The organism is Tateyamaria sp. GN1-10 (assembly GCF_055693845.1).
This window is the reverse complement of sequence record NZ_JBVFUR010000004.1, coordinates 1,483,316-1,499,795: the sequence shown is the minus strand read 5'-3', so window position 1 is coordinate 1,499,795 and position 16,480 is coordinate 1,483,316. Positions and strand designations below refer to the sequence as shown.

The window sequence follows — 16,480 nt, the reverse complement described above, 5'->3', positions numbered from 1 at the left end:
ATCGCGAACCGATCACATATTCGGATAGTTCGGTCCGTCCCCACCCTGCGGTGTGGTCCAGGTGATGTTCTGCGCCGGGTCCTTGATGTCACAGGTCTTGCAGTGCACGCAGTTCTGGAAGTTGATGACAAAGCGCGTGTCCTTGCCCTCTTCCTCAACGAACTCATAAACGCCTGCCGGACAGTACCGGGCCGACGGACCGGCATATTTTGCAAGGTTCACGTTCACTGGCACATCCGCATCGGTCAGCTTGAGGTGCGCAGGCTGGCTTTCCTCGTGGTTGGTGAAGCTGAAAGACACGTTGGTCAGACGGTCAAAGGACAGCGTGCCATCGGGCTTTGGATAGTCGATGGGTTTGTGCTTGCTCGCCTCTTCGGTGGCGTCCGCGTCGTTCTTGCCATGGCCAATTGTACCAAACAGCGAAAAGCCCAGCGTGTTGGTCCACATGTCAAAGCCGCCCAGCACAAGGCTGGCCGTGAGGCCGTACTTGGACCACAGCGGCTTTACGTTGCGCACCTTCTTGAGGTCACTGCCGACAACGCCATTGCGTACTTCGGTCTCGTACGCCGTCAATTCGTCACCGGATCGATCCACCTTGATCGCTTCAAACGCCGCATCGGCTGCGTGAATACCCGAATGCATCGCGTTGTGGTTGCCTTTGATGCGCGGCACGTTGACCATGCCCACCGAACAGCCCAGCAGCGCGACGCCGGGTGCCACCATCTTGGGCATCGACTGGTATCCGCCTTCGGAGATTGCCCGCGCGCCATAGGCCACGCGCTTCCCGCCCTTGAGCAGCTCTGCCACCATCGGATGATGCTTAAAGCGTTGGAACTCCATGTAGGGGAACAGGTGCGGGTTCTTGTAGTTCAGGTGAACGACGAAACCGACATAAACCTGATTGTTCTCAAGGTGGTAGATGAAAGATCCGCCGCCCGCGTTCGATCCAAGGGGCCAGCCCATCGTGTGGGTGACAGACCCTTCCTTGTGCTTTGCTGGATCAATCTCCCAGATCTCTTTCATGCCCAGGCCGTATTTCTGCGGTTCCTTGCCCTTCGACAGGTCATACTTGGCGATGACTTCTTTCGACAATGACCCACGCACACCTTCGGACAGGAACACGTACTTGCCGTGCAGCTCCATGCCCGGCTCAGTGTTCTCGCCGATGGACCCGTCTTCTTCCAGACCGAACACACCGGCCACAACACCCTTCACCTCGCCATTGTCGCCATAGACAAGCTCGGAACAGGCCATGCCGGGGAAGATTTCGACGCCCATTTCCTCGGCCTGCTCGGCCATCCAGCGACATACATTGCCCATCGAGACAATGTAGTTGCCGTGGTTGTTCATCAGGGGCGGCATCGGGAAGTTGGGGATACGGACCTGACCCGCCTCGCCCAGCATATAGAAATTGTCGTCCTTGACCGGCACGTTCAGCGGCGCGCCCTTTTCCTTCCAATCAGGGATCAACGCGTCCAGACCGCTGGGGTCCAGCACAGCGCCGGACAGGATGTGGGCACCCACTTCGGACCCCTTTTCCAGCACAACCACGTTCAGGTCGGCGTCCAGCTGCTTGAGACGAATGGCTGCTGACAGGCCCGCCGGGCCAGCCCCAACGATCACCACGTCATATTCCATCGCTTCGCGTTCAATCTCTGCCATCTGGCGGCTCCCCTATTCTCCCGCGCCCTTGCGCAAATTTCCGTTTCGCTAGCCTACAGATAGGCTTTGCGCAACGTGGTGTACTGTCTTCGTGAAAAAATCCATCAAAAATTCACGAAACGACGACACGTTATGGCAAATGACGTGGCGGCGCATCACGTCAAGCAAACCGAAGCCGCAATTTCATGCACATTAATCCAACACGTTTCCGTCACCAACAGACACCACGGTTTGCCGAATCTGCGCGTCCGCGCATGGTGGTCACACGCAACACAAGGACCCGGACAATGCCCATGACCCTGCAAGTGCTCTATCCTGTCAGCGACGACACCACATTTGACGACGCCTATTACCAATCCAGCCACATGGATCTCGTGTCCGAACACATGGGCGCGCATATTCAAAGCCAAGTGGTGACCAAAGGGCTTGCAGGCGGACCAGACACACCGCCAGGCTTTCACGCCATTGCCACCTTTGTCTTTGCGGATCAGGCCGCGCTTGATACGACGCTGGCAAGCGCGGGGCCCGTACTGGCCGATTTGCCCAACTTTACCAACATCACCCCAACGATGCTGATCGGACAAACCTACGACTAGGGCGGCGTGTCCCCCATCAGATAGCGTGGCCCCTGCCCCTTGTCTGCTGCCGTATCCTTCGGATTGTACAGCGCACAAACCTCAAGGCTCAAACAGCCACAACCGATGCACCCATCCAATGTATCGCGCAGTTTTTCCAGCCGCGCGATACGCTCGTCCAGACCTTCCCGAAATTCCACGCTGATGCGCGCCCAGTCCCGCTTGTTCGGGGCGCGGTGGCGGGGCAGCAGGTCCAGTTCTGCCTTTATCTGGGCCAGCGTGAAGCCAAATTGCTGCGCCACCATGATGAAGCTCAACCGCCGGATGTCTGCACGCTGAAACCGCCTCTGCCCACCGGCATTGCGCCACGGGGCCACCAGTCCCTCGTCCTCATAGTAACGAATGGCCGACACGGCCAACCCTGTCCGTGACGCGATTTCGCCAATGCTCAAACCCTCGGATACAGCCATGAAAAAAATCCTTGACCTCAAGTTAACTTGAGGTCGCAGGATGCCCTCATCGACCTGAAAAGGAAAGACCACATGACGAAAGGACCAGATCATGCCCGCAATGCTCGAACACACCAATCTCACCGTTTCCAACCCGGATGCGACCGCAGCATGGATGTGCGACCTCTTTGGCTGGCATATCCGGTGGGCCGGCAACGCGATGGAGGTCGGGCGCACCGTCCACGTCGGGACCGACAAACACTATCTCGCGCTGTACACGCAGGACGCGGCGGGCAAGGCCACCGATAACTCCTATGCGACCATCGGCGGGCTCAACCACATTGCCATCGTGACGGACGACCTCGAAGGGATCGAGAACGCCGCACGCGAACAGGGGTTCCGTGTGGGCCAGCACCACGACTATGAACCGGGCCGCCACTTCTATTTTCATGACAAGGACAATATCGAGTTCGAGGTGGTGCAATACGACTAGGGCTCCGCCCATTCACAGGCGAAACGGTCCCCCAGACCGTTTCCGGGACGCCTGTTCATTCTTCTGACCGAAAATATCATGGGAGAGGCGCGCCGCGCCGGGGGCAAAGCCCCAAACCCTCTTGCATTCCCCCGCCCCATTGGGTCAGGTATCTCTTATCGCAAACAACGGCGGCTCCATCGCGGGCCGCCGCCTGTTATTAGGACGACGCCAATGGAAAAGATCCCAATGACCCGCGCCGGTGCGACCGCACTGGAAACGGAATTGAAGCACCTCAAGTCCGAGGAACGCCCCGCAATCATCAAGGCGATTGCCGAGGCGCGCGAACATGGTGACCTGTCCGAGAACGCGGAATACCATTCGGCCAAGGAAAAGCAGTCCTTTATCGAGGGGCGGATCAAAGAACTTGAAAGCGTGATCTCGCTGGCTGAAGTGATCGATCCTTCCAAGCTTTCAGGGGCCATCAAGTTCGGCGCGACCGTGACGCTGGTGGACGAGGACACGGACGAGGAAAAGACTTACCAGATCGTTGGCGAATACGAAGCCAACATCGAAAAGGGCCTTTTGAACATAAAATCGCCCATCGCCCGTGCCCTGATCGGCAAGGAAGAGGGCGACAGCGTCGAAGTGCGCACGCCGGGCGGCGAAAAGTCCTATGAAGTCCTGAAAATCAGCTATAGCTGAGGCCATGGCCGAAAAGCCCGAACCACAAACGCGCCCGACACCCCTGGGTATCTATGACAAACCCAATGAAGGGGGTGTCACAGGGATCGAAGTTGCCGCGCTGATCCTGACCGCCATCTGGCTGGTCGGGGCGGCGGCCTATTTCCTGCTGGCTGGTGATGACCCTGCGGGGACAGGCGAAGGTCTGCGGTTTCTGATCACGATGCTCGCCATCTTCATGCCGATCGCGATGATCTGGGTTGCCGCGACGGCGGCACGGTCCAGCAAGGTGATGCGCGAAGAAAGCCAGCGCTTGCAGACCGCCATAGACGCGATCCGGCACGCCTATATCGCCCAGAATCAGGGGCGCAACGTGGCGGATGAGCCGTCCGTGGCCCGCAAACTGGACGAGATCGCCGCCGCCACCCGCAAGACAGAATCGGCGCTTGCAACTTTCCAAAGCCGCCGCGAGCAAGCCCCGGCACAGCAACCCGCAGCCCAGCCGGAACCCAGCGGTGACCAACCCACCCTTGCGCTCGGCACCAGTGCCGAAGACATAGCTCCGCCGCTTGCGACCGAGGATTTCATCCGCGCCCTGAACTTCCCCGAAACGGCAGAAGACGAAGAAGGCTTTGCCGCACTCCGCAAGGCCATGCGCGACCGAGAGACCTCGAAACTCGTCCAGGCCGCGCAGGACATCCTGACTCTGCTCAGCCAGGACGGTATCTACATGGACGACCTGCGCCCCGACCGCGCCCGGCCCGAAGTGTGGCGCCAGTTTGCCCAAGGTGCGCGCGGACGTGCCGTCGCTCCGTTGGGCGGCGTGCGGGACCGTTCGTCGCTGGCGCTGTCTGCTGGCCGCATGAAACAGGACCCGATCTTCCGCGACGCGGCGCACCACTTCCTGCGCCGCTTCGACCAGACGGTGTCCACTTTTACCGAGACGGCCACGGATGCCGAACTCTCAGCCCTGAGTGACACCCGCACCGCCCGCGCTTTCATGTTGCTGGGCCGCGTGGCGGGAACGTTCGACTAGGCGCCAAACCCCGCCCAGGGGATGAAGCGTACAAGGTCGCCTTGGCGAACCGACATCGCCTCGTCCGGCAACTCGACCAGCCCCTCGGCCCAGCTCAGCCCACTGATCCGTCCGGACCCTTCGGAGGCAAAAACCTCGACCTGACCGCCGCGGATCCGAGCCCGAGAAAACTCACGCCGCCCGGCCTTCTTGGTCTTGGCAAATCCCGCGGGGACCATGAACCCCTGCGGGCTTTTCCAGTCCGCTCCGGCCAACAACGACAGCGCAGGCGCACCAAACACAAGCGTGCAGACCATCGCAGCCACAGGGTTCCCCGGCAGTCCAAAGACGGGTTTGCCCTGCCACATTCCCAGGGCCAAGGGTCGCCCGGGCTTGATCGCCACACGCCACAGCGCCATCGCCCCCGCCTCGTTCAACAAGGCCGATACGTGGTCCGCGTCCCCCGCGGACGCGCCGCCGCTGGTAAAGGTGACATCCGCTTGCTCTGCACCCTGATCAAGACGCGCGCGCAAAGCTGCCCGATCATCAACCACATGGCCCAGATCGACGGGCACATGACCGAGACGCGCAATCAGCCCCCGCAACATGGGCCGGTTCGCATCATAGATCTGCCCCGGTCCAGCATCATCGTCCGGTTGGACCAATTCATCCCCGGTGGACAGGATACCGACACGCAACGAGCGACGAACACGCACCTCAGCCACACCCACGGCAGAGAGCAAGGCAAGGTCCGCAGGCGTCAATCTACGCCCTGCTTGGGCGATCACATCGCCCGCTTCGACATCTTCGCCCGCCTTGCGGGTGTTTGCCCCTTGCTTGATGGGTCCGGTGAAGTGGATGGCATCATCCTCGACTGTCACATCCTCTTGCAGAATGACGGTGTCAACGCCGGGCGGAAGCGCGGCGCCCGTGAGGATCTGAATGGCTGTCCCCGCGGGGACACTTGCGTCGGGGGTCGCACCGGCTGGCATATGTTGGGCGACAAGCGGGATATGGTGGTCCCCCTCCCCACGTCCGTTAAGAAACCCGTAACCATCTACGGCCGTATTTGGCAGCGGAGGATGCGCGCGCGGGGCGGTGATGTCGGTCGCGAGGATGCGATCCAGAGCATCGGCAACCGGCACTATCTCCTGTTCGACGACGCAGGAAAGACGGGTCCGCAGGTCGGCCAAAGCCTCGTCCACCGGTGTCCAGTGGACACCGGGCGGCAGAGCGAAACAGTCGTTCTTAAGCGGCGGCATCTGTGTCCTCGGCATATGAAACGAGTTCTGCATTGTGGCCCGCACCGAGGATCCACGCCTCTTCGCGCGCGACATCCGGCAGGTCGGTCATCCAAGTCTGCAATGTGGCCGCTGGCAAGCGCGATAGGGCCGCCGCCAGCAGGCGCACCTGCACAGCATCGCGGATATCGTCGGTTTGCGTGGCCTTGACGGCGGGTTCGATGAGGCCGGGCCAGATTTCTGCCAACACGACCGACGCATCGTTCCAGTCCTCGAACGGCCAAACCGCGACACCGTTGCGCGCGCGCAGGCGGTTGAGCGTTGGCAAGCCCATGAGGACTTGGCCACCGACCGTGGGCGGGAAAGCCAGTTGGAAACAGCTCGAGGCGGCCTTGGCCGCCAAGTCACAGGTGCGGCGTTCGGGCACTGTGTCGTACACTATACCTGCCTTGCGATAGGGAACCGCGGGCCAGTCGCGGTCGTTTGGCTTACCCCAGAAGGGACCGGACCCCTCGAAAAGCGCATTCATCTCTTCGGCGACGGCGTAACGGTTATTGGTGCCGTCGGCTGCATCGGTGATCCGTGCACTGATCCAATCCCAGAGCGCGAAAGGATCATCCTGACCTGTGATATGGCGGGCAAAGCCACGCGGGTATCCAAAGGGGAAGTCGAACGACAAAAGCATCCGGTGCCCAGCCGCGGTTTCATCGTCGATGATCTGGTTGATCCGGTTTTCAGCATCTTGTCGGGACCGGCAGTAGATCGGTGTCTCAGCCACGCCATCGCGGGCGATGCCGAGCCAGATGGAGTCTTTGCTGGGCCTTGCGGGTCGCCTTTTGCCCGCCGACCAATCCGCGACAAGTATGGTGTCGAACACCGCGCCTGTGTCGCCGACACTCACAAACCAACCTCGGACAGGATGAAATCGGCAATCGCCTTTGTGTCATTCAGATCGAAGACCGGGCGATCCATCGTCAGGGCCGTATCGCTGGCAATGGCCCGAATGGTAGGATCGTCGGGGGCGATCAGCGCGTTGCCCGTCTCGGCCCTATGCGCCTCGACCTTGGGATGCGCGTCGCGTTTGTAGCCCTCGACCAGCACCAGATCGACTGGGCTGAGCCGGGTCAGAAGTTGATCGAGCGTCGGTTCATCCTGACCGCGCAACTCCTGCATCAAGGCGACCCGGTTGCGTGACGCGAGCAGCACCTCGGACGCGCCAGCAACGCGGTGACGGTGGCTGTCCTTGCCTGGGTGATCCACGTCGAAGGTGTGGTGCGCGTGCTTGACGGTTGAGACAGTGTGGCCGCGCCCCGTGATCTCGGTCACAAGCCGTTCCATCAGGCCCGTTTTGCCCGCATTTTTCCAGCCGACGACGCCGTAAAGTCTCATGCCATATCCTTTGCACGCGCGAGGTCTTCGGGCGTGTTGACGTTGAAGAATGCCGCCTCGTCCGGAAAAAGCGCGGTACGGCCATCATGTTTGTCGGTCCAGAGGACCACCTTGCGCAGCCCGTCCTGAAGGGCCGCGCGCAGGTCATCGCGCAGGGCCACGGGCCAGAGGCCAAAGGTGGGGTGCCGCGCCTGCCCCCGCTTGGGATCAGGGGTGGCAGCAAGGGCCAGAGGGTGCTGCATCCCTTCGGTTGCAAGTTGCAAGCGCGGGACGAGATCACAGGGAAAGAACGGTGTGTCGGCGGCGGCGGTCACGATGGCGTCGGCACCCTGCTCCGCCGCCCAGTCGAGGCCCGCGAGGACGCCCGCGAGGGGACCTGCGAAGCCTTCAATGCTGTCTGGAATCACCGGCAGGTTCAGGTCTGCAAAACGGGCCGGGTCGCCGTTTGCGTTGAGCGCCAGGTCTGCCACTTGGGGGCTGAGTCGGTCGATCACGTGGTCGATCAGGCGTTTGTCGCCGGCCAGCAGCAGTCCCTTGTCGCCACCGCCCATGCGCGTGGCCAACCCGCCAGCGAGGATCACACCGAGGGGTGGGGTCATTTGTTGGCCGTCCATAGATTGGTGATTTTATCAGCCGCGCCGCTGGGCGCATCCTGCAAGGCAACTTGAGGAATAACGAAGCCGATCAGCCCGGACATGATCACGATGCCCTTGTTCGAGCTTTGGATTTCCGTCACCCCGGCCCAGCCGGTGTGCCAGGACTGGAACCACGTGGTCAGCTGGATACCTTTGGTATCAAAGGTGTAGGTGACGGCCGTCCCGGGCCGCAGAAGATCGATTTGCAACTGGTGCGCCTTGGTGTTGACCCGGCGGGACCAGCCATAACAGCCGAGGACGCAAGCGATACCGACGGCAAAGGGAAGGATGGACAGTGCCATACCGCCGAGGTTCAACCACAGGGACAGGGCGAACCCTGCGCACATGCCGATGATCATGGCGAGCGCCGACAGGGCGATACCCGCCACTTGCCCCAGTCGTTTGATAAACTGAGGGGCGGGCATGATCCCTTCGGTGAGTGCACGGGCGGTGTCGTGGTCCATCGTGTATTCAAGTCGGAGCGTTTCGCTCATGCCGCCCCCTTGCGACCTGCGCCCTTGGGTTCATCCTTGACGCTGGCCGGATCGGTGTCCCGGATCAGACGCTCTTCCCCGCTCAGGCAGACGAAACGCTGTCCCCGCATCCGTCCGATCAGCGTCAGGCCGACTTCGCGTGCGATCTCGACGCCCCAGGCCGTGAAACCCGAGCGGGACGCAAGGACGGGAATGCCCATGAGTGCCGTCTTGATCACCATTTCAGAGGTGAGGCGACCGGTGGTATAGAGGATTTTGTCCGCCGGATCGGCGCCCGTTTGCAGCATCCAACCCGCCACCTTGTCCACCGCGTTGTGGCGGCCCACGTCCTCCATATAGACCAGCGGTTGGTCCTGCTGGCACAGCACCGTGCCATGGATCGCCCCGGCTTCAAGGTAAAGCGACGGCGTGCGGTTGATGGCGGCGCTGAGGGCGTAGAGCCATGAGGTGCGGACCTGGGCCTGCGGCAGCGTCACATCCTCCAGCCCCTCCATCATGTCGCCAAAGACGGTGCCCACAGCGCAACCGCTGGTGCGCGTCTTTTTCCTTAGCTTGTCTTCGTGGTTGGTAGGGACTGCGGTGCGGACAACAACCGTCTCCAATTCCTCGTCATAGTCGACGCGCGTCACGGTGTCCGCATCCGTGAGCATCCGCTGGTTGCGCAAGAAGCCAAGCGCCAGGTAATCGGGGTAGTCGCCGATGGTCATGGCGGTGACAATTTCCTGCCCGTTCAGATAGATGGTCAAGGGCCGTTCCTCGACCACGGAGATTTCCGTTTCGGCCCCGGTATGGTCGAACCCTGTGACGGCGCGTGTCAGCCGCGGCGCGGACGGATCGGGTGCAATCAGGTATCCGCTTTGATCGCTGTCACGTGCCAATTGCATCCCCCCTTGGTAGCTCTTAAGTCTTGGCGGATAGTCTAAGGCCCCCTCATGCCCATCACCACCACCAAATCCGCTTTTTGGGCGGGTGTGCGCGACGGCGCACCGTTTATCTTCGTCGCTGGCCCGTTTGCCATGCTGTTTGGCGTGCTCGCGACCGAAGCGGGGCTGAACGTGTTCGAGGTGATGACCTTTTCGCTGGCCGTCATTGCGGGTGCCGCCCAGTTCACCGCGTTGCAGGTGATGGAAAACGATGCGCCGACAGTCGTGGTCATCCTGTCAGCACTGGCCGTGAACCTGCGCGTGGCGATGTATTCGGCGGCGCTGACCCCCTATCTGGGCCGTGCCCCGCTGTGGCAGCGTGTGTTCGCCGCCTATCTGCTGGTCGATCAAAGCTATGCCTTGAGCCACGCAAAGTTCGAGGCGGTCCCGGATCTGACCATACCGCAGCGCATGGCCTACTATTTTGGCACCTGCCTGCTTGTTCTGATCGTCTGGTTCGGAATGAGCTACGCTGGTGCGGCCTTGGGCACGCAACTGCCTGCGGATCTGCCCCTCGATTTTGCTCTGCCGATCGCGTTCTTGTCCATGGTCGCGCCCATGGTGCGCACCTTGCCACATCTGATCGCCGCCACGGTGGCTGTGATCGTCGGGTTGCTGGCGGTGTCAGTCCCCTACTCGCTTGGTCTGATCATCGCAGGGGCGGCGGGGATGATGGCGGGGGCGCAGGCCGAGCTTTGGCTAAAGGGGCGTACACCATGACAGACACCGCGACCTTGTGGACCGTGATCATCTGCCTTGGCGTGGGCAGCTTCCTGTTGCGCTTTACATTTCTGGGTTTTGTTGGCGACCGCCCCCTGCCTGCGTGGTTGCTGCGTCACCTGCGCTATACAGCCGTCGCAATCCTGCCTGCCTTGGTTGCACCGCTGGTCGTCTACTCCGGTGAAGGCGGCAGCACGGACATCACGCGCGTCGGGGCTGCCATTGCAACGCTCGCGGTGGGGATGTGGACGCGGAACGTGTTTGCCGCCATCGGCGCGGGGGCCGCAACGCTGTTTCTGTTGATCTATGTGCTCTGACGGGACGGCGGGCGGGGCGACTTTGACACAGTCAAAGAGCGTCCGGCCCCGTCACTCGGCAATGACAAGGTTTTCGACGCCGTCGACAATCGTGCCTTCGTCGTCTTCGTAATACTTCTCTTCCATCACGCCGACGCGCGCGGCCATCTGTTCCATCAGGTTGGTCGGAAAGAAGGTGGTGCGGATGTCTTGGAAACCCGGCACCTGGCGCAGCAGCGTCGTGTTGGCATTGGTGCAGAACGCACGGGCCACCGCACCATTCTGCCGGGCCAGCCGCAACGCAATCTCGGCCTGTTCGGGGGTCACTTCCACGGTCTGACTGACAACGTGATAGGTGCTGCGCGCGTGTGCGCTTTTGTATCCCGCCAGAACAGCAGGCGACACGCCATAAAGCACGTCCTGCTGCTCCGGCACACGGTCATTCACGAAGGACCCCGCCGGGTCAAAGATCACGCGCTGGCTGCCGTTGATCATCAGGGCCGAATGCCCGCCCGACCCGTCGCGGTTGCTGACCATGGTCAGCACCGTAATGGTGGCCGGACCCGGTTCGCGATAGGCGACGGACGCCACACGTTCATTTGACGCGTAAGACACAGTGGGAGGCGGCGCGCATCCGGCAAGCGTGACACACACTGCGAGGGCTGCAATCAAACGCATACCCGTACTCCCCAATCAATCGTCAAGATGCAAAAGGCTTTATGAAATGAAGATCGCCATACCGATAAGAAGGACGAGGATCACGATCACCGACCATGTGACCCAAGACATGAACCCGTCAAAGGTTTTTTCCTGGACCTCAATGTCCATCTCGCCCGCTTTGTGATCTGCCATATCCGGTTCCCTTGTCCAAATAGCTGCGCTGCGCTTTAGCGCATCCGCGGTGTCGTGTCACTGCGTCTTTGCGGCACGGTTCTATTCCTCTTCGAGGTCCTGGGCCAAACGAAAACCGATCCGGTTCGGTTCCGCCTGTTCTACTGCCTTCGGCAACGCGCGCAGCATGACATTCAACTGGCTGACGTGCTGGATCAACTGCGTTTTCGACCCTGTCGGATCCGAACCATAAAACGTGACCACGTCAGGCGGGAAATATCCCATCCCCTCGATCTGCAGCACACCGGCATCGCCACCGGTGAACCCCATGGCCACCTCGTGTTCGTTATCCAGGTTTTCCTCGAAATTCTTGAGGTACATGATGATGCGCTCATAGGCCCATTGGGCCGGGCTTTTGTTCTCGGTCGGGGTTTTACTTACGCCCTTGGGCACCGGCTGATCCGCGGCATTGCGCGCGTCGGGGTCACAATGCACCTCATACGCACGCGGCAACGCATCGGCTTCCACCGCTTCGGCTGCCGTTTTGATCTCGTCATTCATGACCTGCTCCTGTCACTCGGCGCGCTGGTAAACCCACGCGCCATCCTCCCGTCGGGTGCGGCTCGCCCGCCCTTCTTGGTGAAGGTGCGACAGATGCGCGACAGCTTCAACCAGTGCGAGGCCATATTCGCCTTCGCCAATCTTGCGCTTGAAGAGCGGTGCAAAACACTCGGAGGCTGCCTTAGGGGTGTCAATATACTCCATCAGCCGCTTGAGTGCGCCATGGTGGTTGTCGATCAGTTGCCGCATCCGTGTGGGCAAACCGGTGAACGGCAACTTATGTCCGCCCAGCACAAGGTGGTCATCGCGCGCCAGCAGTTTGAGCCGTTCGCAGGCTTCCAGCCAATCACCAATAGGGTCGGCCATGGGTTCCGTCGCATAGACGCCGATATTGGGGCTGATGGACGGTAGTATCTGATCTCCGGAGAGGACGAGGTTGTCGTCCCGGCTCCAGAACGTGGCGTGTTCAGGGGCGTGGCCATTGCCAATGTGGATGTCCCATGTTCGTCCACCCATGGTGATCGTGTCACCCTGCTTGATCCGCGTGTAGCCCAGCGGCATGGCTGCCACGATGTCCCCGAAGTTGAAGGGGCGTTCATCGGCGCGCTGATCGTAGATCGCCTTGTCCATGCCTGCGCTGCGGTAGAAGTCCAGTGTCTCTTGCGTCGGAGTTTCCTGCACATCCAGCGTCAGCATGCGTGCAAACAACCACGCGGTGCGTGTCGTGATCAGTTCGGCCCCAAAATCGGATTGAAGCCATCCTGCCAATCCAACGTGATCCGGGTGGTGGTGGGTGACGATCGCGCGCGCAATTGGTTTTCCGCCCAACGGGCCTTCCATCAGCGATTGCCAGATGGCTTTCGTTTTCTTGGACGCAAAGCCCGTGTCGATCACGGTCCAGCTGTCGCCATCGTCCAGCGCGTAGACGTTCACGTGATCCAACTTCATCGGCAGAGGCAACCGCATCCAGAGGACACCGGGGGCCACTTCGATGGTAGCCCCGTGCTCTGGCGCTTCCGCCCACGGATATCTCAGTCCAGCGGGCGGTGTGTCTTTCATCAGGCGGCGAACTCTTCTGGTGTCAGTGCATAGACGTCGTAGTCGCCTGCCTGTGCTTGTGCAAGCAGGCTGTCATGTTCGGGCAGCAACCGCTGGATGTAGAAGCGCGCCACTTTTTCATGCGCGCCGCCCTGATCATTGAGGGCGGATTGCAGGTGGATATGGCCACCCAGCACGCGGGCAAAGGCGCGCAGGTACGGCACAGCCCCCGCAAACCGGACGCGGTGGTTCTGCGCGATCATCCATTCCGTCGTCTCGCGGAGCGTCTCGCTTGCCTGCCAGACCGCTTCCGCCATCTTCGGGAAGGTGGCGCGGGCCGCTTCGGCAGCCGTTTCGATTTCGTCGAAGATGCGGGCCGCGGCCTCGCCCCCGTCCATCATCTTGCGCGCCACAAGATCCATGGCCTGGATGCCGTTGGTCCCTTCGTAGATGGTGGTGACACGTACATCGCGGGCGTATTGGGCTGCCCCCGTTTCCTCGACAAAGCCCATGCCGCCGTGGACTTGGATGCCCATGCCCGCCACTTCGTTGCCGATGTCCGTACCAAAGGCTTTGGCAATTGGCGTTAGCAAAGCCGCGCGGGATTTCCAGGTTTCGTCATCGGTGGCGGTGGTCATGTCAATCGCCTTGGCGCACAGAAGTGCGATACCCCGCGCCGCGTATGTTTCGGCGCGCATCGTCATCAGCATGCGGCGCACATCCGCGTGGTCGATGATGGTGCCGGTGTCCCCTTCGGTTTTGCCCTGCTTGCGGTCCAGCGCATAGCCCAGAGCATGCTGGTACGCCCCTTCGGCTGCGCCTACGCCCTGCCCGCCAACGCCAAGCCGCGCGTTGTTCATCATGGTGAACATCGCCGCCATGCCGCCGCCTTCGGGGCCGACCATCCAGCCCTTGGCGCCGTCGTATTGCATGACGCAGGTGGGCGAGCCGTGCAGGCCCATCTTGTGTTCGAGGCTGACCACCTTGAGCGTGTTGGCGACACCGGGATTGCCGTTTTCATCCGGGATATTGCGCGGGACGAGGAACAGGGAAATCCCCTTGGTCCCGGCAGGCGCGCCCGGCAGGCGGGCCAGCACAAGGTGGCAGACATTTTCGGTAAAGTCGTTGTCGCCCCAGGAGATGTAGATTTTCTGGCCCGAGATGCTGTAGGTACCGTCGCCGTTGTCCTCGGCCTTGGACGAAAGGGCACCAACATCCGATCCGGCCTGGGGCTCGGTAAGGTTCATGGTGCCCGTCCACTCGCCCGAGATCAGCTTGGGCAGGTACAGCGCTTTGATCTCATCCGAAGCGTGGTGTTCCAGCGCTTCGATCTGACCCTGCGTCATCAGGGGTGCCAGTTGCAGCGACAGGCAGGCCGCCGACATCATCTCGTTCACCGCAGTGGTCACCGTCATCGGCAGGCCCATGCCGCCATATTCAGGGTCCGCCGCGATACCGACCCAGCCGCCTTCGGCGATGGCCTGGTACCCATCGGCATAGCCGGGCGAGGTCCTGACGACACCGTTTTCCAGCTTTGCTGGGTGCAAGTCACCGGCACGTTGTAGAGGGGCGATAATGTCTTCGCAGAGCTTGCCCGCTTCGGTGAGGATCGCGGTTGTGACATCGGACGTCGCATCTGCAAAACGGTCGGTGGCGGCGACCTGATCCAGTCCAACGATATGATCGAAGAGGAAGGTATAGTCGTCCACGGGGGCGCGATATGGCATGTGTCAGCTCCGGTATCAAAGTCTTGGCAAGCGCAGCAACCGCGCTTAAAGGGGCATGTTTGAAATCATAGATGCGTTTCTGATGGGCGTACCGCAACTCAAACGCGGCGTCACGAGAAAGCGGACAAGGTCGGATGACACAAAGCGAGACAGCCCTGTTGCCCGCGGATGCGAGCGGGATCGCCGAGGCCGCGCGGCTCTTGGCGGCGGGCGGGTTGGTGTCATTTCCAACCGAAACGGTCTATGGTCTGGGCGCGGACGCCCGGAACAGCCACGCGGTGGCGCGCATCTTTGACGCAAAGGGACGTCCGCGCTTCAATCCGCTGATCGTGCATGTGCCGGATCTGAATATGGCGCGTCGATATGCCGACATCACTGGCGTGCTGGCCGACCTTGCCCAAAGCTTCTGGCCCGGGCCGCTGACACTGGTTGCACCGCTCGTGGATGGGCACGGTCTGTCGCCGCTGGTCACGGCGGGTCTCGACACGCTCGCGCTGCGGGTGCCAGCACATCCGGCGGCACAGGACGTGCTGCGCGTCTTTGACGGGCCTGTCGCGGCCCCATCCGCCAACCCATCGGGGCGTATCAGCCCGACAACGGCGATGCACGTCATGGAAGGATTGGGCGGTCGGATTGATGCCGTTGTGGATGCCGGTCCTTGCCCGGTGGGGCTTGAGTCGACCATCGTCGGGGGCAACCCCCTCGCCCTGCTGCGGCCTGGCGGGCTGGCGCAGGAAGACATCGAGCGCGCTATCGGCCCCCTTGCACAGGCGGGAGAGGCGATCACAGCGCCGGGTCAGTTGGCATCACATTATGCCCCCGGTGCAACCGTCCGCCTGAATGCCAATGCGGCACATCCGGGCGAGGTGTTATTGGGGTTTGGCCCCATGGCGTCAGACCTGAACCTATCGCTGTCAGGTGATCTGATCGAAGCGGCTGCAAACCTGTTTGACCACCTGCATGCGCTGGATGCCCTGGGCCGACCCATCGCTGTGGCTCCTATCCCGGAATGCGGTCTTGGTCGGGCCATAAATGATCGCTTGCGGCGTGCAGCGGCCCCACGGCCCTAGGCCCGGCCGGCCTCACCCGACAATCCCAAGGGATCGATGCCCAGCGCATTCAGCGCCTTCATCCATTTCGATGTATTGCCGGTGCCGAAAACCACTTGTGGTGTAGCCGGGACTGTCAACCAGCCATTGCGGGCGATCTCGTCCTCAAGCTGGCCAGGTCCCCATCCGGCATAGCCAAGCATGACCAACGCCCGTTCCGGCCCATCACCAATGGCAATATCTTCAAGCACGTCTTGCGTGGCCGTCATGCCAAAGGCGGTGCCGACCTTGAGTGTCTGAAGGCGCGATGTGTAGTCAGGGCCATGCAGGACAAACCCGCGCGAGGTTTCAACAGGCCCCCCAAAATGCACCGGCTTGCGTCGTTCAGGCGACGTGCAGGCAATCTCGATCTGGTCCAGCAACTCGCCCAGCATCATGTCCGTGGCAGGCTTGTTCACGATCAGTCCCATGGCGCCTTCGTCCGAATGCGCGCAGACAAACACAACCGAGCGGTCAAAGCGCGGGTCGCCCATGCCCGGCATTGCGACCAGGAGTTGCCCTGTCAGATCCAGTTTGGAGGCGACTGTCATTGCCTGTTCCGTTGTTTCTGGTGGCAGAATGCCGCCGGTCCGCGCGCGGAGCAACCGAAAGACGTGCCACAGGCAAGCCACCGCGCACTGGATCGTTACAGGAAGTTGACCGGGACGTGACTTGGCTTT

The 16,480-nt window shown here is 61.5% G+C and carries 21 protein-coding genes; 7 read left to right on the top strand and 14 right to left on the bottom strand.

Translation table 11 applies throughout. The annotated features are described in order from the left end of the window. Positions 1 to 12: 12 nt before the first annotated feature. Positions 13 to 1,662 carry an electron transfer flavoprotein-ubiquinone oxidoreductase gene (locus tag ACZ1HN_RS09145; protein WP_472727271.1) on the bottom strand — a complete coding sequence of 550 codons (1,650 nt, stop codon included), beginning with the start codon at positions 1,660 to 1,662 and terminating at the stop codon, positions 13 to 15. 287 nt (positions 1,663 to 1,949) lie between these two features. Here ACZ1HN_RS09145 and ACZ1HN_RS09140 point away from each other — a divergent pair, with 287 nt between their 5' ends. Continuing rightward, positions 1,950 to 2,258: an EthD family reductase gene (locus tag ACZ1HN_RS09140; RefSeq protein ID WP_472727270.1), complete on the top strand. Its 309-nt coding sequence runs from the start codon at positions 1,950 to 1,952 to the stop codon at positions 2,256 to 2,258. On the opposite strand, the gene soxR is transcribed toward ACZ1HN_RS09140, so the two are convergent. After that, on the bottom strand, positions 2,255 to 2,707 hold the full coding sequence (gene soxR, locus ACZ1HN_RS09135) for a redox-sensitive transcriptional activator SoxR (protein ID WP_299204927.1): 453 nt from the start codon (positions 2,705 to 2,707) through the stop codon (positions 2,255 to 2,257). The genes ACZ1HN_RS09140 and soxR overlap by 4 nt on opposite strands. Before the next feature lie 91 nt (positions 2,708 to 2,798). Here soxR and ACZ1HN_RS09130 point away from each other — a divergent pair, with 91 nt between their 5' ends. From ACZ1HN_RS09130 to ACZ1HN_RS09120, 3 genes are all read left to right on the top strand, one after another. Then, positions 2,799 to 3,179 carry a VOC family protein gene (locus ACZ1HN_RS09130; RefSeq protein ID WP_472727269.1) on the top strand — a complete coding sequence of 127 codons (381 nt, stop codon included), beginning with the start codon at positions 2,799 to 2,801 and terminating at the stop codon, positions 3,177 to 3,179. 213 nt (positions 3,180 to 3,392) lie between these two features. Then, entirely contained in the window at positions 3,393 to 3,863 is a 471-nt protein-coding gene (greA, locus tag ACZ1HN_RS09125; protein ID WP_299747228.1) for a transcription elongation factor GreA, read from the top strand. 4 nt (positions 3,864 to 3,867) lie between these two features. Further along, positions 3,868 to 4,878 carry a hypothetical protein gene (locus ACZ1HN_RS09120; RefSeq protein ID WP_299604450.1) on the top strand — a complete coding sequence of 337 codons (1,011 nt, stop codon included), beginning with the start codon at positions 3,868 to 3,870 and terminating at the stop codon, positions 4,876 to 4,878. On the opposite strand, the gene ACZ1HN_RS09115 is transcribed toward ACZ1HN_RS09120, so the two are convergent. The 6 genes from ACZ1HN_RS09115 to ACZ1HN_RS09090 are packed head-to-tail and all read right to left on the bottom strand — an operon-like array spanning position 4,875 to position 9,500. Further along, a complete protein-coding gene (locus ACZ1HN_RS09115; protein WP_472727268.1) occupies positions 4,875 to 6,119 on the bottom strand; it encodes a molybdopterin-binding protein in 1,245 nt (414 codons plus the stop codon). The genes ACZ1HN_RS09120 and ACZ1HN_RS09115 overlap by 4 nt on opposite strands. Next, entirely contained in the window at positions 6,106 to 6,999 is an 894-nt protein-coding gene (locus ACZ1HN_RS09110; RefSeq protein WP_472727267.1) for a hypothetical protein, read from the bottom strand. Before ACZ1HN_RS09110 ends, ACZ1HN_RS09115 begins: the two co-directional genes overlap by 14 nt. Further along, positions 6,996 to 7,487 carry a molybdopterin-guanine dinucleotide biosynthesis protein B gene (gene mobB / locus ACZ1HN_RS09105; protein ID WP_472727266.1) on the bottom strand — a complete coding sequence of 164 codons (492 nt, stop codon included), beginning with the start codon at positions 7,485 to 7,487 and terminating at the stop codon, positions 6,996 to 6,998. Before mobB ends, ACZ1HN_RS09110 begins: the two co-directional genes overlap by 4 nt. After that, positions 7,484 to 8,086 (bottom strand): molybdenum cofactor guanylyltransferase MobA, encoded by a 603-nt coding sequence (gene mobA, locus ACZ1HN_RS09100; protein WP_472727265.1) that lies wholly within the window; start codon positions 8,084 to 8,086, stop codon positions 7,484 to 7,486. Before mobA ends, mobB begins: the two co-directional genes overlap by 4 nt. Beyond that, complete coding sequence (locus ACZ1HN_RS09095) at positions 8,083 to 8,616, bottom strand: hypothetical protein (protein WP_472727264.1); 534 nt, start codon at positions 8,614 to 8,616, stop codon at positions 8,083 to 8,085. The genes mobA and ACZ1HN_RS09095 overlap by 4 nt, the downstream gene beginning before the upstream one ends. Then, positions 8,613 to 9,500, bottom strand: a complete 888-nt coding sequence (locus ACZ1HN_RS09090; protein WP_472727263.1) for a formate dehydrogenase accessory sulfurtransferase FdhD — start codon at positions 9,498 to 9,500, stop codon at positions 8,613 to 8,615. The genes ACZ1HN_RS09095 and ACZ1HN_RS09090 overlap by 4 nt, the downstream gene beginning before the upstream one ends. Positions 9,501 to 9,548: 48 nt before the next feature. Between ACZ1HN_RS09090 and ACZ1HN_RS09085 the strand changes: the two genes are divergently transcribed. After that, positions 9,549 to 10,259 carry an AzlC family ABC transporter permease gene (locus tag ACZ1HN_RS09085; protein ID WP_472727262.1) on the top strand — a complete coding sequence of 237 codons (711 nt, stop codon included), beginning with the start codon at positions 9,549 to 9,551 and terminating at the stop codon, positions 10,257 to 10,259. Beyond that, positions 10,256 to 10,576 (top strand): AzlD domain-containing protein, encoded by a 321-nt coding sequence (locus ACZ1HN_RS09080; RefSeq protein WP_299204900.1) that lies wholly within the window; start codon positions 10,256 to 10,258, stop codon positions 10,574 to 10,576. Before ACZ1HN_RS09085 ends, ACZ1HN_RS09080 begins: the two co-directional genes overlap by 4 nt. A gap of 51 nt (positions 10,577 to 10,627) precedes the next feature. Here the strand turns inward: ACZ1HN_RS09080 and ACZ1HN_RS09075 are convergent, their stop codons facing one another. The 5 genes from ACZ1HN_RS09075 to ACZ1HN_RS09055 all read right to left on the bottom strand — a co-directional run bounded on the left by ACZ1HN_RS09075 (position 10,628) and on the right by ACZ1HN_RS09055 (position 14,712). Beyond that, positions 10,628 to 11,233 carry a hypothetical protein gene (locus ACZ1HN_RS09075; protein ID WP_299747215.1) on the bottom strand — a complete coding sequence of 202 codons (606 nt, stop codon included), beginning with the start codon at positions 11,231 to 11,233 and terminating at the stop codon, positions 10,628 to 10,630. Between the two features lie 39 nt (positions 11,234 to 11,272). Further along, positions 11,273 to 11,407, bottom strand: coding sequence for an aa3-type cytochrome c oxidase subunit IV (locus tag ACZ1HN_RS09070; RefSeq protein ID WP_299604468.1), 135 nt, complete (start codon positions 11,405 to 11,407; stop codon positions 11,273 to 11,275). Positions 11,408 to 11,488: 81 nt separating this feature from the next. After that, positions 11,489 to 11,947: a DUF6173 family protein gene (locus ACZ1HN_RS09065; RefSeq protein WP_472727261.1), complete on the bottom strand. Its 459-nt coding sequence runs from the start codon at positions 11,945 to 11,947 to the stop codon at positions 11,489 to 11,491. Positions 11,948 to 11,959: 12 nt separating this feature from the next. Further along, positions 11,960 to 13,006, bottom strand: coding sequence for an MBL fold metallo-hydrolase (locus ACZ1HN_RS09060; protein WP_472727260.1), 1,047 nt, complete (start codon positions 13,004 to 13,006; stop codon positions 11,960 to 11,962). Further along, positions 13,006 to 14,712, bottom strand: coding sequence for an acyl-CoA dehydrogenase (locus ACZ1HN_RS09055; protein WP_472727259.1), 1,707 nt, complete (start codon positions 14,710 to 14,712; stop codon positions 13,006 to 13,008). The genes ACZ1HN_RS09060 and ACZ1HN_RS09055 overlap by 1 nt, the downstream gene beginning before the upstream one ends. A gap of 134 nt (positions 14,713 to 14,846) precedes the next feature. On the opposite strand from ACZ1HN_RS09055, the gene ACZ1HN_RS09050 reads away from it, so the two are divergent. Next, positions 14,847 to 15,782 (top strand): L-threonylcarbamoyladenylate synthase, encoded by a 936-nt coding sequence (locus tag ACZ1HN_RS09050; RefSeq protein WP_472727258.1) that lies wholly within the window; start codon positions 14,847 to 14,849, stop codon positions 15,780 to 15,782. Here ACZ1HN_RS09050 and ACZ1HN_RS09045 read toward each other — a convergent pair. Beyond that, positions 15,779 to 16,351: a YqgE/AlgH family protein gene (locus tag ACZ1HN_RS09045; protein ID WP_299604477.1), complete on the bottom strand. Its 573-nt coding sequence runs from the start codon at positions 16,349 to 16,351 to the stop codon at positions 15,779 to 15,781. The two genes, ACZ1HN_RS09050 and ACZ1HN_RS09045, sit on opposite strands and share 4 nt — an antisense overlap. Between the last annotated feature and the right edge of the window lie 129 nt (positions 16,352 to 16,480).